Source organism: Streptococcus pantholopis, from assembly GCF_001642085.1.
GTDB lineage: Bacteria > Bacillota > Bacilli > Lactobacillales > Streptococcaceae > Streptococcus > Streptococcus pantholopis.
The window spans coordinates 1,751,729-1,777,342 of the sequence record NZ_CP014699.1 but is presented as its reverse complement, the minus strand read 5'-3'; the positions used below and the strand labels follow the sequence as shown (position 1 = coordinate 1,777,342).

General features: G+C 43.7%; 20 protein-coding genes. All 20 read left to right on the top strand.

What is annotated here, in order from left to right; genetic code table 11:
- Nucleotides 1-214: 214 nt before the first annotated feature.
- The 20 genes from A0O21_RS08220 (at nucleotide 215) to A0O21_RS08125 (ending at nucleotide 25,518) form a co-directional block, all read left to right on the top strand.
- Nucleotides 215-679, top strand: a complete 465-nt coding sequence (locus A0O21_RS08220) for a PTS sugar transporter subunit IIA (RefSeq protein WP_067064112.1) — start codon at nucleotides 215-217, stop codon at nucleotides 677-679.
- Nucleotides 672-947 (top strand): PTS sugar transporter subunit IIB, encoded by a 276-nt coding sequence (locus A0O21_RS08215; protein WP_067064110.1) that lies wholly within the window; start codon nucleotides 672-674, stop codon nucleotides 945-947. The genes A0O21_RS08220 and A0O21_RS08215 overlap by 8 nt, the downstream gene beginning before the upstream one ends.
- 645 nt (nucleotides 948-1,592) lie before the next feature.
- Nucleotides 1,593-2,855, top strand: a complete 1,263-nt coding sequence (locus A0O21_RS08210; protein WP_067064108.1) for a PTS ascorbate transporter subunit IIC — start codon at nucleotides 1,593-1,595, stop codon at nucleotides 2,853-2,855.
- A gap of 60 nt (nucleotides 2,856-2,915) precedes the next feature.
- A complete protein-coding gene (locus tag A0O21_RS08205) occupies nucleotides 2,916-3,527 on the top strand; it encodes an SIS domain-containing protein (protein ID WP_067064106.1) in 612 nt (203 codons plus the stop codon).
- 4 nt (nucleotides 3,528-3,531) lie between these two features.
- The gene (gene dapA, locus A0O21_RS08200) at nucleotides 3,532-4,431 is read left to right on the top strand and encodes a 4-hydroxy-tetrahydrodipicolinate synthase (protein ID WP_067064104.1); all 900 of its coding nucleotides are present in this window, start codon (nucleotides 3,532-3,534) and stop codon (nucleotides 4,429-4,431) included.
- Nucleotides 4,432-4,435: 4 nt separating this feature from the next.
- Nucleotides 4,436-5,071, top strand: coding sequence for a beta/alpha barrel domain-containing protein (locus A0O21_RS08195; protein ID WP_067064102.1), 636 nt, complete (start codon nucleotides 4,436-4,438; stop codon nucleotides 5,069-5,071).
- A gap of 35 nt (nucleotides 5,072-5,106) precedes the next feature.
- Complete coding sequence (locus tag A0O21_RS08190) at nucleotides 5,107-7,161, top strand: BglG family transcription antiterminator (RefSeq protein WP_067064100.1); 2,055 nt, start codon at nucleotides 5,107-5,109, stop codon at nucleotides 7,159-7,161.
- Between the two features lie 250 nt (nucleotides 7,162-7,411).
- Nucleotides 7,412-8,503 (top strand): L-ascorbate 6-phosphate lactonase, encoded by a 1,092-nt coding sequence (ulaG, locus tag A0O21_RS08185; protein ID WP_067064097.1) that lies wholly within the window; start codon nucleotides 7,412-7,414, stop codon nucleotides 8,501-8,503.
- 770 nt (nucleotides 8,504-9,273) lie between these two features.
- Nucleotides 9,274-11,247 carry a transketolase gene (gene tkt, locus A0O21_RS08180; protein WP_067064095.1) on the top strand — a complete coding sequence of 658 codons (1,974 nt, stop codon included), beginning with the start codon at nucleotides 9,274-9,276 and terminating at the stop codon, nucleotides 11,245-11,247.
- A 318-nt stretch (nucleotides 11,248-11,565) separates the two neighbouring features.
- Nucleotides 11,566-12,201, top strand: a complete 636-nt coding sequence (locus A0O21_RS08175) for a GntR family transcriptional regulator (protein ID WP_067064093.1) — start codon at nucleotides 11,566-11,568, stop codon at nucleotides 12,199-12,201.
- A gap of 361 nt (nucleotides 12,202-12,562) precedes the next feature.
- Nucleotides 12,563-13,753, top strand: coding sequence for a quaternary amine ABC transporter ATP-binding protein (locus A0O21_RS08170; RefSeq protein WP_067064090.1), 1,191 nt, complete (start codon nucleotides 12,563-12,565; stop codon nucleotides 13,751-13,753).
- 20 nt (nucleotides 13,754-13,773) lie between these two features.
- On the top strand, nucleotides 13,774-15,510 hold the full coding sequence (locus A0O21_RS08165) for an ABC transporter permease/substrate binding protein (RefSeq protein WP_067064088.1): 1,737 nt from the start codon (nucleotides 13,774-13,776) through the stop codon (nucleotides 15,508-15,510).
- A 376-nt stretch (nucleotides 15,511-15,886) separates the two neighbouring features.
- On the top strand, nucleotides 15,887-16,468 hold the full coding sequence (locus tag A0O21_RS08160) for a hypothetical protein (protein ID WP_067065248.1): 582 nt from the start codon (nucleotides 15,887-15,889) through the stop codon (nucleotides 16,466-16,468).
- A gap of 1 nt (nucleotide 16,469) precedes the next feature.
- Entirely contained in the window at nucleotides 16,470-16,685 is a 216-nt protein-coding gene (locus A0O21_RS08155) for a helix-turn-helix transcriptional regulator (protein WP_067064086.1), read from the top strand.
- Nucleotides 16,686-17,011: 326 nt separating this feature from the next.
- On the top strand, nucleotides 17,012-19,651 hold the full coding sequence (gene polA, locus A0O21_RS08150) for a DNA polymerase I (RefSeq protein ID WP_067064084.1): 2,640 nt from the start codon (nucleotides 17,012-17,014) through the stop codon (nucleotides 19,649-19,651).
- Nucleotides 19,652-19,767: 116 nt separating this feature from the next.
- Nucleotides 19,768-20,202, top strand: coding sequence for a hypothetical protein (locus A0O21_RS08145; RefSeq protein ID WP_067064082.1), 435 nt, complete (start codon nucleotides 19,768-19,770; stop codon nucleotides 20,200-20,202).
- An 860-nt stretch (nucleotides 20,203-21,062) separates the two neighbouring features.
- A complete protein-coding gene (locus A0O21_RS08140; RefSeq protein ID WP_067064078.1) occupies nucleotides 21,063-21,494 on the top strand; it encodes a CoA-binding protein in 432 nt (143 codons plus the stop codon).
- 204 nt (nucleotides 21,495-21,698) lie between these two features.
- The gene (gene perR, locus A0O21_RS08135) at nucleotides 21,699-22,178 is read left to right on the top strand and encodes a peroxide-responsive transcriptional repressor PerR (protein WP_067064075.1); all 480 of its coding nucleotides are present in this window, start codon (nucleotides 21,699-21,701) and stop codon (nucleotides 22,176-22,178) included.
- Nucleotides 22,179-22,397: 219 nt separating this feature from the next.
- Complete coding sequence (tgt, locus tag A0O21_RS08130) at nucleotides 22,398-23,540, top strand: tRNA guanosine(34) transglycosylase Tgt (protein WP_067064073.1); 1,143 nt, start codon at nucleotides 22,398-22,400, stop codon at nucleotides 23,538-23,540.
- A 220-nt stretch (nucleotides 23,541-23,760) separates the two neighbouring features.
- Entirely contained in the window at nucleotides 23,761-25,518 is a 1,758-nt protein-coding gene (locus A0O21_RS08125) for a Spy0128 family protein (protein WP_082854436.1), read from the top strand.
- Nucleotides 25,519-25,614 lie beyond the last annotated feature (96 nt).

Here is a 25,614-nt window from a genome sequence, read left to right as displayed (position 1 = left end):
CTGTCCCAGTTTTTTTAATGCTGTAAAGCTATAACTTGTGAGCTTTCAATTTGATATTTGCATAAAATAAAAAAACAGACTATTCTTATTTTTATTTAAAACTAAGAGTCCGATTTTTAGCTGGCAGCAGGCCAAAACTCGGACCAAAACAGGGCTTAAAAAGCCCTTATTTTTTTGTTACTATTGTCATGAAGAAAGGAGGATAAGCGGCATTATGTTATCGGAAGCTATAGATAGCCGTTTAATTTTAATGGATGTTGTGGCACAAGATTTTTCGGACGCAATCAGATTATCGGTAAAGCCTTTGGCAGAAAATGGTTTTGTAACGAGTGCTTATGCTGAACGGATTGTTGGTATTTTTCATGAAAGCGGACCCTATATTGTGATTACCAGACATATTGCCCTGCCGCATGCACCGGAAGGCAGCGGCGCTTTAAAAACAGCTCTGGGTTTTACGAAACTGAAGCGGCCTGTTTTTTCTGGACATAAGACAAACGATCCTGTGAAATATCTTTTTCCTTTAAGTGCTGCGGCTAACCACTCTCACCTTGAATTATTATCGGGATTAGCCGATTTATTAAGCCGTGAAGCATTTGTAAGACAGCTAGCGTCAGTAGCAACAAAAGAGGATTTTCTATCATTATTAAAAAAATATGAAGGAGGCAGCAGTTATGGTTAAAGCACTTGTAGCCTGTCGTGCAGGAGTAGGTTCTAGTCTGATGTTAAAAATTAAAGTTGAGGAAGTTATACGGGAGCATAAGCTCCCTCTGGAGGTAGAGCATGCATCTTTAGATGCTTTGCCGGGCTTTAACGGAGACATTGTTATTACATTGACAGATGTGGCTGATGAGCTGGCTGAAAGGCATATCCCCCAGAAAATTATTGGCATCAACAGTGTTGTGGACAAAGAAGAAATTAAAAGACAGCTGGAAAATGTTTTAAATTAGCCAGCTTCAAGCTTCAGCAAAAAGAGACAGCCTGATGCGGGGATAAGTCAGTTATGAGCAAGGTTACTTTTAGCTGCACTAACTCTTAGAATTATCGGCAAGCCTCTTTATGCTTGGCAACGGTCTTTGTATCTTTGTGGAACTGAACACGCCCTAAACGCTGCGGGAAAAAGATGTCCTGACTTAGAATCTAGCGATTCGTCAGTCAGTCCCCTATTTTCCTTTTGCGTTCTTAACGGGCTTTGTATCTTTGTGGAACTGAACACGCCCTAAACGCTGCGGGAAAAAGATGTCCTGACTTAGAATCTAGCGATTCGTCAGTCAGTCCCCTATTTTCCTTTTGCGTTCTTAACGGGCTTTGTATCTTTGTGGAACTGAACACGCCCTAAGAGCTGTGCAGTGAAATCATCCAGTGGATGATTTCAGCCCGAACCTAGAAACGGGAGAGTGAGGGGACTGGAAATCTGTATCGTTACCTAGTTACCGCTAGCCGTAGCCGTCTGAAGGCTTTATCGTCCTAGCGGCCGACCGCACCCTTCTAGCCGTCTTGGCAGGGGTGCGTCTGCGAAATCAAAGATTTCGGACTTACCGTCATTTTTGCTTTGCTCTTTTAACGGGCTTTGTATCTTTGTGTGAGGGGGAAAAATGGATTTTATTATTAGTTTTTTAAGTACACCGGCTATTTTGCTGGGTTTAGTTGCTATGGTCGGTCTTTTGGCTCAGAAAAAAAGCGGTCCGGACGTTTTAACTGGAACATTTAAAACGGTTATTGGTTTTGTTGTCTTTAGTTCTGGCGGTTCTATCATGACTGCAGCCCTTCAAAACTTTAACACACTTTTTCAGAAGGGGTTTCATCTGGTAGGAGTTGTTGCTTCGCCAGAGGCAGCGACTGCTCTTGCACAGAGCGAATTTGCTTTTGTTACAAGCTGTACACTTATTTTGGGCTTTGTGATGAATTTGGTTGTCGCCAGATTAACACCTTTTAAAAATATTTTCTTTACAACCGGCCACAGTCTGTTCTTTGCTTGTGTATTATCACTTGTATTAAAAGCTCACGGGGTCAGTGATGTTACAGCCATTATCAGTGGCGGCCTGATTCTGGGTTTCTGTTCAGCAGCCTTACCGCAGCTATGTCAACCTTTTATGAGAAAGATTACTGGCAGCGATGCTACCGCAATCGGACATTTTAATATGATTGGCTATGCTGCTTCAGGCTATATCGGTAAACTTTTTAAAAAGCATGAACAGGAGACAACGGAAGGTTTTAATTTTCCTGGCTGGTTATCCATCTTCCGAGATTTCCTGATGGGTGTGGCTGTCATTATGCTGCTGCTTTTCTATCTGTCGGCCTTAAAAGCGGGACCGGCAGCAACACAGGAATTAGCCGGTGATACCCATTGGCTGGTCTTCCCATTTGTTCAGGCCTTTACCTTCACTGCCGGTATGTCTATTTTGATGACAGGAGTTAGAATGTTCTTGGCAGAAATTACGGCAGCTTTCGTCTCTATTTCAGAAAAATTTATTCCCAATTCCCGGCCGGCTTTGGATGTTCCGACAGTCTTTCCTTTTGCACCGACAGCTGTTATTATCGGCTTTATTTCTTCATACATAGCCGGCTTAATTGCTGTCTTTGTCATGGTTGTATTCAAATTTCCGGTTATCATTATTCCGGCAGCGCATATTTGCTTTTTTTCCGGCGGAACAGCTGCGGTATTTGGCAATGCTACTGGCGGCTGGCGGGGAGCCTTGGCAGGTTCTTTTATTCAGGGCCTCCTATTAGCCTTTTTGCCGGTTCTTCTCTACCCGCTTTACGGTTCATTAGGAATTGAGGGCTCTACATTTCCTAATATTGACTATAATATCGTTGGAAACCTGCTGGACTTTGTTTTAAAGGTGATAGGCCGTTAAACTATTGAAAATCAGAAAGCAAATATTTTAATAGCCCCAGCAGAATAATAGGAGGGAGTTATGGCAAACGACATAGCAGAAAAACAATTAAACTATTTTACTGAAACACTGGCAACCGAAGTCAGCCAGTTTATGGCGCAATTAGATAAGTCCAAAATTTATCAGGCTGCCGATCTTATCCTAAATGCTAAACAGCAGGGCGGTCGTGTCCATATTACAGGAATCGGCAAACCCAGTCATGTTTCACATTATACTGCGGCTCTATTTTCGTCAACAGGTACCCCCAGTTATTTTTTAGATGCGACAGAAGCACTCCATGGTTCTGCCGGACAGGTTATGAGCGGAGATATTGTAATCGCTGTCTCAAACAGCGGAGAGACACAAGAGCTACAGAGAACAGTCGAAGCTTTGAAAAAACTGGGAGTGACCCTTATTGCTGTTACAGGCGGAGCCTCTTCCTGGCTGGCTGAAAATACAGATTTGACCCTATTTGCCGGTGTAGAGCAAGAAGGAGACTCTTTTAATAAGCCCCCCAGAGCATCAGTTGTTGTCGAAATCTTGATTTTACAAGCCTTATCGATTGTTTTACAGGAAAAAAACAGACTTAATTTGAAACAGTACCATCTCTGGCATCCGGGCGGAGCTTTAGGCGAATCGCTAGAAAGGGAATAAAAAAGTGACTATTGATGGTATCATAACGGCTATGGTCACACCATTTGCTGCTGATGGCAGTTTTTCTGATGAAGGAATTGAAAAATTAATTGAAAAATTAGTGGCAGGCGGTGTACAGGGATTATTTATTCTTGGAACCAACGGTGAGTTTTATGGCTTAAGTCCGGATGAGAAACTGGCTTACGCTAAGCTAGTTGTCGAAAAAACAGCAGGCCGGCTGCCGGTTTATGCCGGGACGGGAGCTGTCACAACTAGGGAAGTTATTGATTTAAGCAGGCGTATGGCAGATGCAGGGGTTGCTGCTGTTTCTGTTATCGCTCCGTATTTTCTCTCATTGACACAAGAGGAGCTATATGAGCATTATAAAGCTATTGCTCAAGCTGTTGATTTGCCGATTATTTTGTATAATATACCGAAAAACAGCGGTAATAATTTAGAAGCAGAAACAGTAGGGCGTTTGGCTAAAATCCCTAATATTATCGCTGTAAAGGACAGCAGCGGCGATCTTAAACAGCTTAAACGTTATATTGAGCTGACGGATCATGAAGACTTCTCAGTACTTGTAGGGTCGGATTCGAAGATTTTAGCAGCCTTAAAACTAGGAGCCAAGGGAGCAGTTGCAGCAACATCCAATCTTTTAACTAAAACAGACGCAGGGATTTATCAGTCCTTTGTAGCAGGGTGTCAGGCAGAAGCTCAGGAACTTCAAAACAGTATCGAAGCCTTTCGTAAAGTTCTTAAATTGGCTACTGTGCCAGCTGTTTTGAAATTTTCACTCAATCAAATCGGCATTCCTGTCGGCCAGCCACTGGCCCCTGTACGCAGCCGCCTGACTGACCACCAAAAAGACACGATAAATCAGGTGTTAGCAGCTTATCAGGAATATGAAGGATTTACGAGGTAGTAACATGAAAAAATTAGCTGTATTGAATAAAATCGATAGCGGTAAAATTATGGCTATTGTCCGTACACAAAGACTAGAGAGGGCTAAAGAGATTGCAGCCGCCTGTTTAGCCGGCGGCGTCAGCTGTCTGGAAATCAGTTACACTCATTTTAATGCCGGTCATTTGATTGAAGAACTGTACAAAGAGCATGGAGAAGAACTACTAATAGGTGCCGGAACGGTTCTGGACAGCGAAACAGCTTGGGAAGCGATTATGAGAGGGGCGCAGTTTATCATTGCTCCTACTTTCAAAGAAGAAGTAGCGAAAATCTGCAACCGCTATCAAATCGCCTATATGCCCGGCTGCACGACTGTAACAGAAGCTGTTACAGCCTTGGAAGCCGGTGCGGCAATGATTAAAGCCTTTCCAACCTCATCATTTTGGGGGCCGGAACTGGTTGCCGCCTTGAAAACCCCTCTTCCCTTTATTCCGCTTCTCTCTTCTGGCGGGGTTACTTTAGAAAACGTAGATGCTTGGTTGGAGGCCGGAGTGGACTGTATGGGAATCGGCTCTTTGCTGACCAGCGGGAGCGCTCAAGCAATTGAGGAACATGCCCGTCTGTTGCGGCAGGCTGTTAAACGATATATTAAGCGTTCATAGCCGTACTGCTGCAGGATGATCTAATGGAGAAGGCCATGTTAGATAAAAAATCAATCCAAATCATTAATATTCTTATCAGTGAAGAAGAAATCAGCCTAACCAAGCTGATGGCAAGAACAGGTCTATCAAAAAAACAGGTTCTTTATGCACTGGATTATATTAACGATTTTTTAAAGGACCATCATCAGCAAGCTTTGTCTTTACTGCAGCAGAACCTTATTTTATCTTTTAAGAATAAAGAATTTTTTATTGACTGTTTTAATAAGGGACACTTTTTTGATGATTATCTGCTGACTGCAGAGGAGCGCCGCAAATATATTTATTTTATCCTTTTTCGAAAGGAGACAGCTTATCTGTCAACCAGCGACTTTCTCGCTTCATTAAAAGTCAGTAAATCAACCGTTATGGAAGATATTAAAAAACTGCAAAAAGAGCTGTCACCTTATCATATCCGTATTGCTAATGACAGAACTGTCGGCTATTATTTATCGGGTGATGACTATCAAATTCGTTATTTGGCCATGTCTTATATTTTAGAGGACTTATCCTCGGATTGGCAGACTTTTTTCTATGATTATTTGTTTTACAATGAAAAGATTAACGAATTAGCATCTGTCACGGCTATTTTTAGGCACTGTGCCGTAGAAAAATACGGGCTTACGCTTACGGATAAGCAGCTGCTTGAAATTACCTATACTTTGACCCTGTTCAAACCTTATCTGGCTAAAACTGCCCCTCAAGATACAATGGGCTATACTTCTTTAAAATCCTCCAAGGAATTTATGATTGCTGCAGCTGTGCTCAAAAAAATTCTGGCCCTTACCCCAGGTCCAAAGGCTATTAGCTTTTTGACCTCATGGATTCTGACCTTTACGACTGTATCTATTTCAGAAGCTACATTTGACCGGACTATTATACTTAATCTGGTCAATAAGGTTATCAATCGTTTTGAACTTTTATCCGGCATTGAATTTTATAATATTAAAGAAGTCAAAAGTAATCTGTACAGCCATTTTCGAGCAGTTCATTACCGTATGTTATATAAAATTCCGATTCTCAATAATTTCTCAGCACGGATTCGTTCGCAGTATGCTAATGTATTTCAGCTTGTCCGTTCTTCTTTAAAAGCGATTGAATCCTATTATCAGTTCCCAATTCCTGATGAAGAAGTAGCTTATTTAAGTATGCATTTCATTGTCGCTATCGAAGATTACGGGATTAAAAAAGATGGTAAAAAAGTTGCGGCTGTTATTTGCCAGAAAGGTATTGGCAGCTCAAGTTTTGTCTTCCAGCAGCTCAAGCTTCTTTTTCCGGATTTTTATTTCATCGGCCCTTATGACAGTCATCATTTTTTACAGGAAACTTCCTCGGTTGACTTGATTTTTTCAACAGAAAATAATGTTGATTTATACCAAGTCAACAAAAATATTTTCATTGTCAATCCAGCAATGACACCGCAAGAACGCTATCACCTGCTCAAGAAAGTCTACAGCAGATTTGGTATTGGTCAGGTTCGCTTTCCTAAGGTAACAGACTTGATGACTATTATCGGTAAAAACAGCGATATCAAAAATTCTGAGCAGCTCCAAGGTGAATTATATGATTATTTACTGAGTCCGGCGATTGATACAGATAAGGAAAAAGGTTCGGACAAACCAAACTTATCAGATATTTTGCGCTTGGAATTTATTCAAAGCATTGTTAAAATATCCAGCTATGAAGAAGGGATTATTCTGGCAGCTGCTCCCTTGCTGAGAAATAAAATCATTAAAGAGTCTTATTTAAAAAAACTCTTAGAAGACTATCAGTCCGGAAAGATTATGCAGCTGACTGATCTGTTTTGTATGCCGCATGCCAGAGATACAGGCGGTAATCACTTAGGGATGAGTTTGATTGTTTTGAAAAAGCCCTACATGATTAAAGAACAGACAAAAGTTAAATACATTTTACTCCTTTCAGCCCCTAAGAGCAGTGTTCATCTGTTAGCTATGAACCAGTTGCTGAAATTGCTCACCCGAAAAGATTTTTTCGAAACGCTTGACCAATCTGCCCCAGATAAAATCTACGACTATATTGTGGCCAACCAATAGCGGACATTGGATTACTCAGTTCCTCCAATAAAGCACAGATAGATGGCTCTAATCTAAAAAACGAGAATGCCTGCGTCTATTTCCTCTGCTCGTCAAGTTCCGTCCCGACTTCTGATACAATGAAGGCCGTTAAGTGCATAAAGTACATTTTTGCACACATGCTTGTGTGATACTTGGTCTTTTTTGTGCCCCTTTTTGGGTCTATACTAGTAGTGTAGAAAAATGTAAAACTTTCAGGAGGAGTAAAATTATGCCAAATGTAAAAGACATTACCAGAGAGTCGTGGATTTTAAATACCTTTCCGGAATGGGGGACTTGGCTCAACGAAGAAATTGAAGCAGAAGAGGTTCCGGCAGGCAATGTAGCGATGTGGTGGCTGGGGAACTGCGGCGTGTGGTTCAAAACCCCCGGAGGAGCAAATGTTGTCATGGATTTGTGGTCCAATCGAGGCAAGCATACAAAGAAAGTTAAGGACATGGTTCGCGGCCACCAGATGGCTAATATGGCCGGAGTGCGCAAGCTCCAGCCCAATCTTCGTGTTCAGCCGATGGTCATCGATCCATTTGCTATCAATGAATTAGATTACTATTTGGTTTCGCATTTTCACAGTGACCATATTGACATCAACACTGCAGCTGCTATTGTCAATAATCCTAAACTTGATCATGTCAAATTTGTCGGCCCTTACGAATGTGCAAAAATCTGGAAAAACTGGGGGGTTCCTGAAGAACGCATCATTGTTGTTAAACCTGGCGACACGATTGAATTAAAAGATCTTAAAATCACTGCAGTTGAATCTTTCGACCGGACCTGCCTGGTAACCCTGCCGGTAGAAGGTGCTGAGGCTCAGAACGGCGAATTGGCAGGACTGCCTGTTACAGACGAAGAAATGGCTCGCAAAGCTGTTAACTATGTCTTTGAGACTCCTGGCGGTACGGTTTACCATGGGGCAGATTCACACTTTTCTAATTATTTTGCAAAACACGGCAAAGACTTTGATGTTGATGTGGCCATTAACAATTATGGTGACAATCCAGTTGGTATTCAAGACAAAATGACTTCAATTGATCTTTTACGTATGGCTGAGAATCTGCGGGCAAAAGTTGTTATTCCGGTACACTATGATATCTGGTCTAACTTCATGGCTTCAACAGATGAGATTATTCAGCTTTGGAAAATGCGTAAAGATCGGCTTCAGTATCAATTCCATCCATTTATCTGGGAAGTCGGCGGTAAGTATACTTATCCTCAGGATAAAAACCTCATTGAATACCATCATCCTCGCGGCTTTGATGATTGCTTTGAAGAGGATTCCAATATTCAATTTAAGGCCTTGCTGTAAACCTGCTTTTTAGGTTTTCCTCGTGTTTCATAAGGCTTTTTCAGCAGTCGGCTGCAGCTGACTGAAGGTTTTAATATCCGCATGTCGCAGGATGTGCGGGTATTTTTCTAGGCTGTACCATCTGTCTCAGGCTATTTCGGACTACCTTCAGCCGTAGCCGCCTGAAGGATTTGTCGCCTTAACGGGCGACCGCACCTTTCTAATCGTTCTGGCAGGGGTGCGCCTACGAAATCATAGATTTCTGGCTTACCGCCAGCCGTAAACGTCTGAAGGACGATTTCAAAAATAGGCCTTAATGTTTGCTATAGTGTTATGTGCAAGACGCAGTAGCCTAGCGGCATTTTAGTCGCTTTTTCAAAGCTTTAAAATGTCTGCTAGGCTTTGCGGGGGCGAGACATCGAACTTTACGGTCTGGGGTTCTGTCCCGCTCCCTAGTCGTCTTGGCAGGGGTGCGCCTACGAAATCATAGATTTCTGGCTTACCGCCATTTTTGCTTTGCTCTTTTAACAGGCTTTGTATCTTGTTAATTGAACACGCCCTAAACGCTGTGTAAAAAAGATAAAATTTCCTAGAGTCTTAGCGACTCTTAGTCAATTTTCCTATTTTTACTTTGCGTTCTTAACGGGCTTTGTATCTTGTTAATTGAACACGCCCTAAGAGCTGTGCAAAAAAGACAGCCCTCCCTTGAGTCTTTAGTGACTCGGCGGTCAGGCTCCTATTTTTGCTTTGCTCTTTATACGGGCTTTGTATCTTGTTTAAAGGAGGAGTTTATGTCAGATTTATCAGTTAATGCGATTCGTTTTTTGGGGGTTGATGCTATTGAAAAGGCGAAGTCCGGTCACCCCGGTGTTGTCATGGGGGCTGCACCTATGGCTTACAGTCTTTTTACTAAACATCTGCGCATCAATCCTAATCAGCCGGGCTGGCTGAATCGTGACCGCTTTGTTCTTTCAGCCGGCCATGGCTCCATGCTGCTGTACGCCTTGCTGCATTTATCAGGTTTTAAAGATCTGCCTCTGTCGGAACTGAAAGCTTTCCGTCAGTGGGGGTCTAAAACGCCCGGGCATCCTGAATTCGGTCATACTGCTGGTGTGGACGCAACGTCAGGACCCTTGGGACAGGGGCTGTCAATGGCAGTTGGTTTAGCACAGGCAGAACGATTCTTGGCGGCTAAATATAATAAAGACGGCTATCCTATTTTTGACCACTACACTTATGTCATTGCCGGTGATGGTGATTTTATGGAAGGAGTGGCCAGTGAGGCTTCGTCCTATGCTGCTAAGCAAAATCTTGATAAATTAATTGTTCTTTATGATTCTAATGCTATCTGTCTAGATGGTGAAACCAAGGATGCCTTTACTGAAAATATTCGGGCTCGTTATGAAGCTTATGGCTGGCATACCAGTCTTGTTGAAGATGGGAATAATCTTGAAGCGATTGATTTGGCTATCAGTGAGGCTAAGAGCGTCGCTAAACCGAGTTTGATTGAAGTAAAGACAGTTATCGGTTTTGGTGCACCGACTAAAGGAGGTACAAATGCTGTTCATGGTGCGCCCTTGGGAAATGAGGAAGCTGCTGCAGCCAGAGAAAATCTCGGCTGGTCTTATGCGCCGTTTGATATTCCTGAAGAGGTCTATACTGACTTTAAAGAAAATGTTGCCATGCGCGGCAGTGCTGCTTACGCTGACTGGGAAGACCTGCTGACTGGCTATCGCCAAACTTATCCGGAACTGGCACAGGAAGTGGATGCTATCATTGCTGGGGATGATCCGGTAACGATACAAGAAGCTGACTTCCCTGTTTATGAAAATGGTTTCTCGCAAGCCAGCCGTCTTTCTTCGCAAGATGCCATCAATGCGGCAGCGGCGGTTCTGCCAAATTTTCTTGGCGGATCAGCTGATTTAGCACATTCCAATATGACTTACATCAAAGCAGATCAGCTACAGGATGCGCAGCATCCGCTTGAGCGCAATATCCAGTTTGGGGTGCGTGAATTTGCCATGGCAGCGGTTTTAAACGGTATGGCCCTGCACGGCGGTCTGCGTGTTTACGGAGGTACCTTCTTTGTCTTTTCGGATTATTTAAAAGCTGCTATGCGGCTGTCTGCTTTGCAGGGACTGCCGGTGACCTATGTCTTTACGCATGACTCTATTGCTGTTGGCGAAGACGGTCCGACCCACGAACCGATCGAACATTTAGCGGGTTTACGCGCTATGCCAAATCTAACCGTTTTCCGGCCGGCTGATGCGCGTGAAACACAGGCTGCTTGGCATTATGCCCTGACTGCTAAAAACGGGCCGACAGCCCTTGTTTTGAGCCGGCAGAATTTAGAGGTTGAGGCAGGGTCAAGCTTTGCAGCGGTAGCTAAAGGAGCCTATGTTGTTTATGAATCGGATACGGATTTTGATACTATTTTACTGGCCTCAGGATCGGAAGTGAATTTAGCTGTCCGGGCTGCCAAAGCACTGGCCCAACAAGGAGAAAAGGTTCGGGTTGTTTCAGTGCCTGCCACCAATCTTTTTGACAAGCAAAGTCCTGAATATAAAGAAGCTGTTTTACCTGATGCTGTCCGCAGGCGGCTGGCCATCGAAATGGCTGCCAGTCAGCCTTGGTATAAATATGTCGGCTTAGATGGGGCTGTGCTGGGAATTGACAGTTTTGGAGCTTCAGCACCGGCTGCCCAAGTGATTGAAGAGTACGGTTTTACTGTTGAACATATTATCAAAGCGGTTCAGCGCTTATAGTCAGATTTGTATTTACAGTTAATCTTTCTGCAACCAACAGAAAGATTAACTGGCGGCAATCAGGCAGTGTTCTGTTTTTAAAGGCAGGCAAGTCTGGAAGGTCAAAGGTTTGTTGATTCAGCCTGTTCCTGTTCACAGCAGGAGCTGGAGATTTTATGCAGAGAAGCTTAAGATTAAGAGAGGACGGTTGCCGTTCTCCTTTTTTCTATGCTTAAAACGCTTCAGCTTCCTAGGTCAAAAGCATAATATGATGTCTTGATTATTTAGAAAAATAACATTACAATTAAGGTAACAATCAAATAAGGCAAAGGAGGTAAAATGGCACAAACACATTCGAATAAAGCTCAGGCCCGCTACCAACAAGTAGCTGTGGGGATAGCTGAACGTATTGTGGCTGGGAAGTACCGTGTTGGGGAGAAAATAAAATCCCGTTCCACACTGGCCAGCAATTTTAATGTTTCTCCGGAGACGGCGCGCAAAGCCATCAATATTCTGGTTGATTTGGATATCGCAGAGGTTAAACATGGCAGCGGAGTAACGATTATTTCCAAAGAGCGGGCTCAGGAATTTCTTAAAAATTATGAAATGACTAATTCCCTCAGTCAAATAAAAAAAGAAATCCGTGCAGGAATCAGTCAGCAGCAAAAAGACTTAAAACACCTGTCGGGTCTGGTCGATAGTTTGATATCACAAAACAGATTTCTCAATAAAAAATTCCCTTTTGAGCCCTATGAACTGCAGTTAGATGCGGACTGTGCCCACTTTGGAACTCCGCTTGGTGAGCTGAATCTCTGGCAGGCTACCGGAGCCACCATCATTGCGATTGAACATCAGGGAGAGCTGCTTCTTTCACCGGGACCTTATGCTGTTTTAGAGAAAGAGGACGCTGTTTACTTTATCGGAGATGAACTGTCTTATTCGCGGATGCAGAATGTTTTTAATTTGGATAGCTGACGGTCTTTTGTGATAATAGAGCAGCGGTTTGTTATTTTTGTTTTACAATTAAATTTCAGCCCCATTATATGAAGTCGGCAGCTGGCCGGCTTTTTTGGCTGGTCAGCACTTATCTGTGTGGTTTAAAAAGCAAGTTTGCGGCAGTTTTTATTTAATCATAAAAACAGAAAAGTTAGCTTTACATCTTGTTTAACAGATGTGGGTTCTCTGTCTGTCGGTTGACAGAAAGTGACCACATATGATAAAATAAAAATGTTCTGTTGATTCCTACAACAGTTTCTTTTTTTAGAGACAGTAGTTTGATAACATGTCTCTTTCAAAATAATAAACAGACTTTCCATCATTTTAAGAAAGGACAAATATGGGAAATATTCTTGAAGTTAAACACTTAACTAAGATTTTTGGGAAAAGGCAAAAAGCTGCTCTGGAAATGGTTAAGCAAGAAAAAAGTAAGACGGAGATTCTGGAGAAGACTGGCTGTACAGTCGGCGTTTATGATGCTAATTTTACGGTTAAAGAAGGGGAAATCTTCGTGATTATGGGACTGTCCGGCAGCGGAAAATCAACATTAGTCCGTCTGCTGAACCGCCTGATTGACCCTTCGTCAGGGGATATTTATCTGAACGGACAGGATATTGCCAAAATGAATGCTGCAGAGCTTCGGGAAATCCGCCGGCATTCTGTCAATATGGTTTTCCAAAATTTCGGTCTTTTTCCGCATAAAACGATTTTAGAAAATACTGAATATGGTTTAGAGCTGCGCGGAGTGCCTAAGGAGGAGCGGCAGCAGATGGCTGAGCAGGCCTTAGAAAATTCTAATTTGCTTGCTTTTAAAGATCAGTACCCCGATCAGCTTTCGGGCGGTATGCAGCAGCGGGTTGGACTGGCACGTGCCTTGGCCAATGACCCAGAAATCCTCTTGATGGACGAAGCTTTTTCGGCTTTAGACCCACTGATTCGTAAAGAAATGCAGGATGAGCTGATCGACTTGCAGGACCGTGTACAAAAAACCATTATTTTTATCACTCATGATCTTAATGAGGCTCTGCGTCTGGGGGACCGTATTGCTTTGATGAAAGATGGGGAAATTATACAGATTGGGACAGGGGAAGATTTTCTGACCCAGCCTGCTAATGATTTTGTCCGTGAATTCGTTGAAGATGTTGACCGTTCTAAAGTTTTGACCGCACAGAACATCATGATTAAGCCGATTACAACTAACGTTGACATTGATGGTCCCAATGTGGCACTCAAGCGGATGGACACTGAAGAAGTCAGTATGCTTTTAGCGATTAACCGCAAACGGAAACTCCTTGGAACCATTACGGCTGAGGCCGCTTACGAAGCCAGAAAAAATAAAACGGCTCTGGCTGATTGTGTGGATCCTGATATTCGGACGATTAGCAAAGACACTGTTTTAACGGATATCCTGCCTTTGATTTATGATTCGGCTGCGCCGATTGCAGTTATTGATAAAGACAGACTGGTCGGTGTTATTATTAAGGGCCGAGTCATTGAAGCTTTGACTAAGCAAGGTCTTGAAGAGGAATAGAAGGGCGAAGGGAGAGAAAGTTGAGTATTTTATTACAAAGTTTGGTAAGTATAGGTCTGGCTAAACTGCCGGTTGCCGATTGGGTTGACCGGATTGTTGACTGGATAACAGATGTTTTTTCAGGCTTTTTCAATGTTCTTCAAGCCATTGGCAGCGGACTTATGGATTTTATATCGGATACGCTGACCTTTATCAATCCTTGGCTGCTGATGGTCATTATTGTAGTTCTGGCATATATTATCTCAAAACGCCGCTGGGGTTTTACGGTGTTAACAGCTATCGGTCTGCTGTACATTTACAATCAAGAACTGTGGGGAGATATGATCAATACCTTTACCTTGGTTCTGCTTTCAAGTATTATTTCGATTGTCCTTGGGGTCCCTCTAGGGATTTGGATGGCTAAAAGCGAGGGTGCTAAAAGGGTAATCAATCCTATTTTGGACTTCATGCAGACAATGCCGGCCTTTGTTTATCTCATTCCTGCAGTTGCTTTCTTTGGCATCGGTATGGTACCTGGGGTCTTTGCTTCTGTTATCTTTGCCTTGCCGCCTACCGTCCGTTTCACGAATCTGGGCATTCGCGAGATACCGACAGAGCTGATTGAAGCTTCGGATGCCTTTGGGAGCACCGATGTCCAAAAGCTGTTTAAAGTTGAGCTTCCTCTTGCTAAAAATACAATTATGGCAGGGATTAACCAGACCATCATGCTGTCACTGTCTATGGTTGTAACGGCTTCGATGATCGGGGCACCCGGGCTCGGGAACGGCGTACTGTCGGCTCTGCAGCGGGCAGAAGTCGGAGAAGGTTTTGTCAACGGTTTAGCCTTGGTTATTTTAGCTATTGTGATTGACCGCTTCACGCAAAATCTGAGCACATCAAACAGAAGCCAGGCCAAGCAGCCTAGATGGCAGAAATTCATTACCCCTGTGCTGCTGCTTGCTTTTCTGATTACCGGTGCGGTACAAGCTTTCATGAACAGTCAGGGAGAGCAAAAAGAGAAGGTGACACTGGCTTATGTAGAATGGGACTCAGAAGTGGCTTCGACCAATGTGCTGGCAGAAGTGCTAAAAGAAGAAGGCTATGCTGTTGAGATTGTTCCTCTGGATAATACAGTCATGTGGAAGTCTGTTGCAGAAGGCGATGTTGATGCTTCTGTCAGTGCCTGGCTGCCAACGACACATGGAGAGCAGTATGCTCAGTATAAGGAACAGTTGGATGATCTAGGGGCTAACTTAAAAGGGACCAGTCTGAGTTTAGCTGTTCCTGCCTACATGAATATCAAGAGTATTTCTGACTTAACGGACCAAGCCAGCTCTGAGATTGTAGGCATTGAGCCTGGAGCAGGAATTATGTCCGGTACAGAAAAAGCGCTTGAGACTTATTCTAATCTTTCCAGTTGGAAGCTGACCCCTTCATCGACAGGTGCAATGGTGACCTCATTGGAGCAAGCCATCAAGAATCAGCAGGATATTGTCATTACAGCCTGGACTCCGCACTGGATTTTCGCCAAATATGATTTGACTATGCTGGAAGACCCTGAGGGGGTTTACGGTGGATCCGAAGATATTCATACTATTGCCAGAGAGGGGCTGAAAGACGATAATGCTAAAGCCTATCAGATTATTGATCGTTTCAGCTGGACTTCAGAGGATATGCAGTCTGTGATGCTGGATATCAGCGACGGCACATCCCCTTCTGAAGCAGCCAAAAATTGGATTGCGGACAATCAGGATAAGGTCGCTGAATGGACTAAATAGGGCCTCGTCAGTACAGGCAAACTTGTCAAAAGAGCGGGGAAACAATCGTGATTTCGAAAGCCGGTTGTTTCCCCGCTTTTCTGCTTTCAAAAAGGGGGCTTATGTGTTTGCCAGCTGTTCTCATTTTTTTGTTATAAATAATTAACTTTTTCCTTGACACTGGCTGTATAATGTGATATATTTATAACAGAAATAAGAAACCGGCCTTGTTTAGTTGCCTATGAAAGCATCGGATAATTTTACAGTAGTTTTTCTGTTGATAGGAGAGGCTGTACAGCCGCTGTCAAGTGCTTCTTTTAAGCCTATTTGCTTGCTGTCAGTCTCACCGCAGCGCAGTTTGGTTGGTCGAAGCCAGCTATTAGAAAGGATGTTTATTATGAAATACGTTACCTATTTTATTATTCCTTGGCTGTCTACTATGGCTCTCCTTTGGTTCATTATGCCTCCGTCTCATCCGTCATGGATCAAGCCGCTTTCTCTTTTGGCTGTTATGCTGCTTCAGACTGTCTGCTTTTTTATCATGCTGAAGTTAAGGGTGCTGGATGGGACAAAAGAACAGCAAAAGCGCTATTTCGGTTTAACTGAAAAGCTTTATACTGTTACCATCTTGACAGCCTCGGCGATTTACGTCAAAGGCATTTGGGTGCTTTCGCCAGCGTCGAACCCTGTTTGGATAAAACATCTGTTCTTAGGGCTTGCTTTATTAGTTCTTGTTGGTCTGGCTTTGTATTTTGCTTTTAAGAAAGTTGATGAGTATCCGGATGACCGGTTTTATGCTAATTTAGCAAAAGCGGCCTCGCTAACTCTGCTTTTAATGCTAGTCAGTTTAATGGTTTTGAGCCTTGTAACCTTCTTTGTTCCTTTTATTCTGACTGCCGGTATGGTTCTCGTCTTTAGTGCGGCGATGGTTTTGATCTTTGATATCGCTTTTTATGCTTTTGAAAAGCGGGGTGGTTAATGTGGCTAATATTCGAACGCATCTTAAAGAACTGCGGAAGTCTCGGAAATTGAGCCAGCAAGAGCTGGCTCAGCTGGTAGGGGTCCGGCGGGAAACAATAGTGCATTTGGAAAATAATCGCTATAATCCTTCCCTTGAGTTGGCTCTTAAAATCGCAGCTATCTTTCAGCTGCCTGTGGAAGATATTTTTCAGCTTAATGAGAAAGAGGACAGCTAAAAAAGCTTGTGCTCCAGATGGGCGTTTTAGGGTCCTTAACGGTTGGCTCTAGAGAGATAAAGGTTTAGTGCTTAAGCCAGAGAGACAGTGTCTTGCCCATTTTCAGCCAGTTACAGACCGCTTCAAATCATAAGACAGAGGCTTAAACGTTAAGTTTCTGTTTTTTATTTATGAATAAATAATAACAGGAAGTGCTTGCTGCACAATGCTGCAGGCAGATTGCAGAGAGGAAAGAAGACAAAACAGCGGCAAGGACTTTCCAAAAGTCAGGCCGCATGCGGTAGGTCCCAATAGCAAATGCCTGTTGGAAGTGTTATAATAAAGCTATGAAAGATAAGAAGAAAAAATTACTTTTAATTGACGGTTCTTCTGTGGCTTATCGGGCTTTCTTTGCCCTCTACAATCAGATTGATCGCTTTAAAAACCGCTCTGGTCTGCATACGAATGCTATTTATGGTTTTCATCTGATGCTGAATCATTTGCTTGAGCGTGTGCAGCCGACCCATGTTTTAGTGGCCTTTGATGCGGGAAAAACAACTTTCCGGACAGAGATATTTGCAGAATATAAAGCCGGCCGAGCTAAGACACCGGACGAATTTCGCGAACAGCTCCCTTATATTCGCGATATGCTCAAGGGCTTAGGAATTGCTTCTTATGAACTGGCAAATTATGAAGCTGATGATATTATCGGGACACTGGATAAGCTGGCTGAAAACGGGGAACAATATGAGGTGACGATTGTCAGCGGGGACCGCGATCTCATTCAGCTGACAGATAGCAATACGGTGGTTGAGATTTCAAAAAAAGGGGTGGCTGAGTTTGAGCAGTATACACCAGCCTATCTCAAGGAAAAGATGGGGATTACTCCTGAACAGTTTATCGATCTTAAAGCCTTGATGGGGGATAAGTCTGATAATATTCCCGGAGTAACCAAGATTGGAGAGAAAACGGGTCTGAGACTGCTGGGCGATTATGGCAGTTTAGAGGGGGTCTATGAGAATCTTGAGAGTTTCAAGGCTTCTAAAATGAAGGAAAACCTCATTAATGATAAAGAACAGGCCTTTCTGTCTAAAAGACTGGCGACTATTGATACGCAGGTACCGATTGCTATCGGTCTTGATGATATCCTCTATGATGGCCCCAATACTCAGGAATTGCTCAGCTTTTATGATGAAATGGAGTTCAAACAGTTTAAGGCTGCCCTGGATGGCAAGACTCCTCAGGAAAGTTTTGCCGCTGCCTATACAGAAGTCAGCCGTCTGACCGAAGAAATGTTTACAGATGACCAGTATTTCTACTTTGAAGTATTGGGAGAGAATTACCATGTTGAACCGATTATCGGCTTTGCTTGGGGGAATGAGCGGACTATTTATGCTTCAGCTGATTTGACTTTGCTGGAGGAACCGCTTTTCAAAAAGGCGTTGTCCCGTCCGATTAAGACCTATGACTTTAAGCGCAGCAAAGTTCTGCTCAGCCGTCTGGGAATTGATTTGCCGCAGGCCGCTTTTGACAGCAGGCTGGCTAAGTACTTACTTTCAACTGTTGAAAATAACGATATTTCGACTATTGCCCGCCTCTACACAGACCTGCCGCTGGAAACAGACATTGCCGTTTACGGCAAGGGAGTCAAGCGTGCTGTCCCTGAAAAAGACAGCTTGCTTGCCCATTTAGCCAAAAAAATCAGGGTCTTGCAGGAATCTGAAAAAGTGATGCTGGATAAACTGGCGCAGAATGAACAGCAGAACTTACTTTTTGATATGGAGCTGCCTCTGGCTGATGTTCTGGCTAAGATGGAAATCGCAGGTATTGCGGTCCAGAAATCGACTTTGAAGGAAATGGAGTCCGCTAATCAGAAGGCGATTGACGCACTGACTCAGGAAATTTATGACCTGGCAGGAACAGAGTTTAACATCAACTCACCCAAACAGCTGGGAGAGATTCTTTTTGATAAACTTCAGCTGCCTCTGTCTATGACAAAAAAAACAAAAACAGGCTATTCTACAGCTGTTGATGTTTTAGAGCGTTTGGCTCCCATTTCTCCGGTTGTTTCAAAGATTTTGGAATACCGGCAGGTTGCTAAGCTCCAGTCAACCTATATTGTCGGCCTGCAGGATTTTATCCAGTCTGATGGTAAGATACATACCCGCTATTTGCAGGATCTCACTCAGACCGGACGTCTGTCCAGTGTCGATCCCAATTTGCAGAATATTCCTATCCGCTTAGAGCAGGGGCGGCTGATTCGTAAGGCCTTTGTGCCCGACGAAAAGGATGCGCTGCTGCTGAGTTCTGATTACTCGCAGATTGAGCTGCGGGTTTTAGCCCATATTTCGCAGGATGAACATTTAATTGCTGCCTTTAGAGAAGGGGCTGATATCCATACTTCCACGGCCATGCGGGTCTTTGGTATTGGAAAGGCAGAAGAGGTTACCCCCAATGACCGCCGTAATGCTAAGGCTGTCAATTTTGGGATTGTCTATGGCATTTCTGACTACGGCTTGGCTAATAATTTGGGAATTCCGCGGAAACGCGCTAAACAGTACATTGATACTTATTTTGAACGTTATCCCGGAATTAAGCACTATATGGAAAGAGTGGTGCGTGAAGCCAAAGACAAGGGCTATGTCGAAACTCTCTTTAAACGGCGGCGGGAGCTTCCTGATATTAATTCGCGCAATTTCAATATTCGAAATTTTGCGGAACGAACAGCCATTAATTCACCTATTCAAGGCAGTGCAGCTGATATTTTGAAGATTGCCATGATTAATCTGGATCGGGCTTTGGAGGCCGCTGGTTTACAGAGCAAGATGCTGCTGCAGGTCCATGATGAAATTGTTCTGCAGGTGCCAAAAGATGAACTGGAAACAGTCAAAAACTTGGTTAAGCAAACCATGGAAACCGCCATTGAGCTGTCAGTGCCGCTGGTCGCTGATGAAAGCGCCGGTCAAACTTGGTATGAAGCGAAGTAAGGTTCGCTTTCTTTGACTGCAGATGGATCAAAGATGCACAGGCAGCAGAAACGATGGTCCGTAAAACTGATTCATCACGGACCGAAGAAACAGCGAAAATAAAAAGGAGAATCTTTATGGCTGAGAACCGAGCTGAGAATCTTGATGTTGAACGCAAAAAGGACTGGGAGCGGCTGCTGATAAAAGAAATGGTTTTGGATATGCGGGAAAAGGTCAGGCAGGCAAAACTGGACAGTTACAAGAAGACAAGAAAGACTGTTTTTAGAACCTATTATGAAACCATTCCGGCTATTCAAAAGATAATGGCCTATGCCCAAAGTACGCAAAATGAGACTTTAGGTAGACAGGTTCTGGAAGCACAGGGGCACATGACTAAGATAATAGCTGACCTTGATGAGACGCTGGATCAGCTCAGCAGGGAAAAGTATCGGCTGGAAGAAGAGCAGGGCTATATTGGCTTCCAAAAAGAAAAATTTCTGAAAGATGAAAACGTTACCTTAGAGATGATGGCAGCTCTTAGGAAAAAGCCAAAATCTGACAGCAGGAACTGAACACGGGCTAAGCTCTTTGCAAAAAAGAGACGCAGTCGTAGGAAGCGCAAGCTGACGTACGAATGTGGCTGCTCTGTGAGTACAGCCCTCCCTAGAGTCTTTAGTGACTCGGCGGTCAGGCTCCTATTTTTGCTTTGCTCTTTTAACGGCCTTTGTATCTTGATAATTGAACACGGCCTAAGAGCTGTGCAGTGAAATCATCCAGTGGATGATTTCAGCCCGAACCCAGAAAAGGGAGAGTGAGGGGACTGGAAATCTGTATCGTTACCTAGTTACCGCTAGCCGTAAACGACTGAAAGCTTTGTCGCCTTAACAGTCGACCGCACCTTTCTAGTCGTTCTGGCAGGGGTGCGTCTGCGAAATCAGAGATTTCGGACTTACCGCCATTTTTGCTTTGCTCTTTTAACGGCCTTTGTATCTTGTTGAATTGAACACGGCCTAAGAGCTGCGGGAAAAAGATATGGCTAAGTTTAGAATTGTTTTCAAGTTAGCTAGCCGTAGACGTCTGAAGGCTTTGTCGCCTTAGCGGGCGACCGCACCCTTCTAGTCGTCTTGGCAGGGGTGCGTCTGCGAAATCGCAGATTTCGGACTTACCGCCAGCCGTAAACGACTGAAAGCTTTGTCGTCCTACGGCCGACCGCATCTTTCTAGTCGTTCTGGCAGGGGTGCGTCTGCGAAATCAAAGATTTCGGACTTACCGCCAGCCGTAAACGTCTGAAAGCTTTGTCGTCCTACGGGCGACCGCACCTTTCTAGTCGTTCTGGCAGGGGTGCGTCTGCGAAATCACAGATTTCGGACTTACCGCCTATTTTCCTTTTGCGTTCTTAGCGGGCTTTGTATCTTGTTTATGGGAGGATGTTATGGACTATGTTTTTCAAAATCCTGATTCTCAGGTGATTAAAGACTATTTACAGAAGGCTAAAACCATCGCTGTTGTAGGGTTGTCCAGCCGAGAAGAGACCGCTGCTTATCAAGTGGCACAGGTCATGCAGCAGGCAGGCTACAAGATTATTCCGGTTAATCCAAGGCTGGCCGGGGACGAAATTTTAGGCGAGAAAGTATATGCTGCCTTGCAGGATATCCCGGAGCATGTGGATATCGTTGATGTTTTTCGGCGCAGTGAATTTCTGCCAGATGTCGCACGTGACTTTTTGGCAACTGATGCTGATGTTTTTTGGGCTCAGCTGGGCTTGCAAAGCGAAGAGGCTGAAGAAATTCTGCGGACTGCCGGCCGTAATAATATTGTGATGAATAAGTGCATTAAAGTAGAGTATTTAAAACTTCTTACTTAAAGTTTCAGTTAGGCCTGCAGCTGTCTTTCATTTTAACGGCTGGTTTTTGATGTTTGATTCTCTTTCTTGTTTGGAATGAAAGAATCGTGTCTCATTACTGCCTGACAGGCTGCCTAAGGATTTGTCTGTCCTGTGAGGTTTTAGACGGAATGCTTTTGCACTGCGCTGCCATTAGATTTATGAAAGTTGAATAAGGAGACACAAATGGACTTCCATTCTCATAACCATCAAGCTTTGGATGCCTATGAAAACGTCTTAGCGCATCTTAAGGAAAAACATATTCGGATTACTCAAACGCGCAAGGCTGTTATCGCTTATATGGTAAACAGTCAGGATCATCCCAGTGCTGATACTGTCTACCATGATCTCCTGCCGGATTATCCCAATTTAAGTCTGGCAACTGTCTATAATAATCTCAAGCTGCTGGTGGATGAAGGCTTCGTTTCTGAGCTGAAATTGAGTCAGGACAGCACTGCCCATTATGACTTTATGGGGCACCAGCATTTAAATATCGTTTGTGACTCCTGCGGTAAGATTACGGATTTTATGGATGTTGATGTTTTAAAAATACATCAAGAAGTTCATGAGCAAACCGGTTATCAGGTCACTCAGGCGCAATTAATACTCTATGGAATCTGCCCAGACTGTCAGGCCAGGAAAAAGAAAGAACAGTCTGAGCAGTAATAAAAGCAGTTGTTTGTAAATGCTGCGTCGCAGCTTAAAGGGTTGGGGCTTTCCTAACTCTTTTATTTTTAAGACCATGACAGAATAAGTTTTTTTTGATAAAATTTATAGGATCTGTATAATAGTAGAAAAAATATCGATTCTAGGTGATATGCTTTTTTTCTGCCTAAATAAGGCAGAATGAAAAACAGCCTTTTGACCAATAAATAAGGAGAAAAAATGTCCGTTCAGCCCATTCAGTACCGTTTAATAAAAAAAGAAAAGCACACAGGGGCCCGCTTAGGGGAAATCATCACCCCGCACGGTACTTTCCCGACACCGATGTTTATGCCCGTGGGTACGCAGGCCACCGTTAAAACACAGTCTCCTGAAGAATTGAAGGAGATGGGAGCCGGTATTATTTTGGCTAATACTTATCACTTATGGCTGCGGCCTGGAGATGATTTAATTGCTAAGGCTGGCGGGCTGCACCAGTTTATGAACTGGGACCAGCCTATTCTGACTGACAGCGGCGGGTTTCAGGTTTATTCGCTGGCTGACAGCCGCAATATTACCGAAAAAGGGGTGACCTTTAAAAACCATCTCAATGGAGCAAAAATGTTTCTTTCACCGGAAAAAGCGATGGCTATTCAGAATCATCTGGGCTCCGATATTATGATGTCTTTTGATGAGTGCCCGCAATTTTACCAGCCCTATGACTATGTGAAGCAGTCCATTGAGCGTACCAGCCGCTGGGCTGAGCGCGGGCTGAAAGCACACAGCAGACCGCAGGAGCAAGGCTTATTTGGTATTGTTCAGGGTGCCGGCTTTGAAGATTTGCGCCGTCAGTCCGCTAAAGACTTAATCAGTTTAGACTTTCCGGGCTATGCAGTCGGAGGGTTAGCTGTTGGGGAATCTCATGAGGAGATGAATGCGGTGCTTGATTTTACAACTCCCCTGCTTCCCGAAAACAAGCCGCGTTATTTGATGGGGGTGGGGGCATCGGACAGTTTAATAGATGGGGTTATCCGCGGAATCGATATGTTTGACTGTGTGCTGCCTACGCGTATAGCCCGCAACGGAACTTGTATGACCAGTCAGGGCCGGCTTGTTGTCAAGAATGCCCAGTATGCCGAAGATTTCGGACCGCTTGATCCGAACTGTGACTGCTATACCTGCCAAAATTACAGCAGAGCCTACATACGGCATCTGCATAAGGCAGATGAGACCTTTGGACTGCGCCTGACCAGCTATCACAATCTTTACTTCTTAGTTCAGCTGATGAAAAAAGTCCGTCAGGCTATTATAGACGACAGCCTGCTGGAATTTCGGGCTGATTTCATGGAAAAATATGGCTATAACCGCTCTAAGCGCAATTTTTAACCGTCGAGAAAGAACAGTATTAAAATAGAGAAAGTTCTCTTAAAGGCAGAAGCCTCGTCCTTATGAGAGAGCTGTCTCTTTTTAGTCTTATTATTAGAAATTTTAAAACGAAATTAATAGTTGAAATATATTGTCTTTGTCCTATTAATAGGTTATAATTGATAAAGGTATATTACTTTTATATATCATATTATTTTAAAAATCCAAGGAGATCTAGGTTATGAAGTTAAAATTTCTAGGCCTGTTTTCAGTTTTAGCTGTGCTGTTTGGCCTTTTTACAGCCCAGTCTGCTGTAAAGGCTGCAGAAATAACAGATTACAGCAATGCTGCGACACTTTATTATGACCCTGAAGCCACTAATATTGAAATTACTTCCACGACAGCAGAGGTAGTTGTTCAGTCTGGAGTCTATCTCAAATTAGTCAATAATATTGAATTTCCGGATTCTGTGACAATCAATGAGGGGGATACTTTGACCATCACCCTGCCGGACGAATTTGCTTTGGTGACCAGCAGTTCTTTTCCCATCACCACAGCAGATGGTTCCACTGTCGGGACAGCTCAGGCTGATGCAGCCTCTAAGACGGTAACAGTTACCTTTACGGACCACTTTTCTAAAGTTCCGGAAAATAAAAAGATGTCCTTTGAGATCACAATTCTGACTGACAGAGGAAACAATACTGATGGTGAAACCACTGTATCATTTGGCGGCGTGACCTTTTCTTATACTTATAAAAATGAAGAAGGCGAAGCCGGTGATTATGAGATGAAATATGGCTATCAGGCTCAGGAAGATGCTGGGATTGTAAAGTGGCGTGTCGTTTTAAATGCTACGCAGGACATGATTCGTAATATGACCATCTCAGATGTCTTTGGTGAAGGGCAAACTTTGGTGCCGGGAAGTCTGCGAGCTGTCCGCTATGAGACGCAGCCAACTAAAATTCGATCAGAAGGGCATTTGCTGACTTTAACACCAATTGATAATTTCACTGATAAAGCTGTCTTTGATTATGATAACAGCGGAGGTATTACCGGTTTTACTATTCCTTTCGGGGATAACTATAACTGGGCCATGTATATTGAATATTCGACCTATCTGCCAGATAACACTCCAGCTGGTGCTATTGTCAATAATACCCTGTCATGGTCTGCTTCTAATTTTGATACACGCAGTGTTGAAGCCTTAGTAAGACTGCAGACAGCTTCCGGAACAGCTTCTTCTGAAAAGTCTGAGCAAGTGGTTTTGCGGGCAAGCAAACTCTTAAACGGGAAAGAACTGACAGATGGGGAGTTCACCTTTGAACTCTACTCAGCAGAAGATTTAACAACTCCTATTCAAACTACAACAAATGCAGCAGATGGCTCCGTGACGTTTTCAGCGATCACCTATTCGACTGCAGGAACTTACCAATATGTCATCAAGGAGAAAAATACCTCTGCAGACCATATCACTTATGATTCATCAGAGTACAGAGCAACTGTAACGGTTACTGATGAAAATGGTGTCAAAATGGGCGCTGTTGCCTACGATGCTGAACCGGTATTTACTAACAGCTACGCAGAGACAACCACAACGGAAAGCAGTTCGACCACAACCTCTCCAACAACAACAGAAAGTTCGGTTACTAGCACAACCTCTTCCTCTGCAACAACAGCAGCAAGTACGACTGAAGAAACTGTCACAACCGATCCGACGACTGCAGTTTCTGCTGCAACAACGGAAACAAGCAGTCAACCGACAACATCAGTAACAACTGCTGAGGAGTCAGAGACAAGCCAAGAAACGTCAACCGATCCGGCAGCTCTTTCTACCAGCTCGGACCCTTCATCTCCTACATCAGCAAATAATCAAGCCAAAACAGATAAGAGTTCGAAAAAACTGCCAAATACAGGAGAGCAAGCCGGAATTTTCCTGACAGGCTTAGGAATCGTGATTTTAGCCATCAGCGCTCTGTTCTTCTTCCGACGTAAAAAATAAGCCAAACGGCTCCATCTTGTAATCTCTTAGCAGACAGATAAAACTTAACATCTGTCTCAGTCCAAAAGCTAACCAGCATAAATACAGCAGCCTTGA

Bases quoted from the DNA above. Each gene is read 5' to 3' on its own strand.
- A0O21_RS08195 (WP_067064102.1), top strand. From the start codon at position 4,436: ATGAAAAAATTAGCTGTATTGAATAAAATCGATAGCGGTAAAATTATG.
- A0O21_RS08140 (WP_067064078.1), top strand. From the start codon at position 21,063: ATGGACTATGTTTTTCAAAATCCTGATTCTCAGGTGATTAAAGACTAT.
- A0O21_RS08145 (WP_067064082.1), top strand. From the start codon at position 19,768: ATGGCTGAGAACCGAGCTGAGAATCTTGATGTTGAACGCAAAAAGGAC.
- tgt (WP_067064073.1), top strand. From the start codon at position 22,398: ATGTCCGTTCAGCCCATTCAGTACCGTTTAATAAAAAAAGAAAAGCAC.
- A0O21_RS08160 (WP_067065248.1), top strand. From the start codon at position 15,887: ATGAAATACGTTACCTATTTTATTATTCCTTGGCTGTCTACTATGGCT.
- A0O21_RS08125 (WP_082854436.1), top strand. From the start codon at position 23,761: ATGAAGTTAAAATTTCTAGGCCTGTTTTCAGTTTTAGCTGTGCTGTTT.
- A0O21_RS08175 (WP_067064093.1), top strand. From the start codon at position 11,566: ATGGCACAAACACATTCGAATAAAGCTCAGGCCCGCTACCAACAAGTA.
- A0O21_RS08210 (WP_067064108.1), top strand. From the start codon at position 1,593: ATGGATTTTATTATTAGTTTTTTAAGTACACCGGCTATTTTGCTGGGT.
- A0O21_RS08190 (WP_067064100.1), top strand. From the start codon at position 5,107: ATGTTAGATAAAAAATCAATCCAAATCATTAATATTCTTATCAGTGAA.
- polA (WP_067064084.1), top strand. From the start codon at position 17,012: ATGAAAGATAAGAAGAAAAAATTACTTTTAATTGACGGTTCTTCTGTG.
- perR (WP_067064075.1), top strand. From the start codon at position 21,699: ATGGACTTCCATTCTCATAACCATCAAGCTTTGGATGCCTATGAAAAC.
- ulaG (WP_067064097.1), top strand. From the start codon at position 7,412: ATGCCAAATGTAAAAGACATTACCAGAGAGTCGTGGATTTTAAATACC.
- A0O21_RS08205 (WP_067064106.1), top strand. From the start codon at position 2,916: ATGGCAAACGACATAGCAGAAAAACAATTAAACTATTTTACTGAAACA.
- tkt (WP_067064095.1), top strand. From the start codon at position 9,274: ATGTCAGATTTATCAGTTAATGCGATTCGTTTTTTGGGGGTTGATGCT.
- A0O21_RS08220 (WP_067064112.1), top strand. From the start codon at position 215: ATGTTATCGGAAGCTATAGATAGCCGTTTAATTTTAATGGATGTTGTG.
- A0O21_RS08215 (WP_067064110.1), top strand. From the start codon at position 672: ATGGTTAAAGCACTTGTAGCCTGTCGTGCAGGAGTAGGTTCTAGTCTG.
- A0O21_RS08170 (WP_067064090.1), top strand. From the start codon at position 12,563: ATGGGAAATATTCTTGAAGTTAAACACTTAACTAAGATTTTTGGGAAA.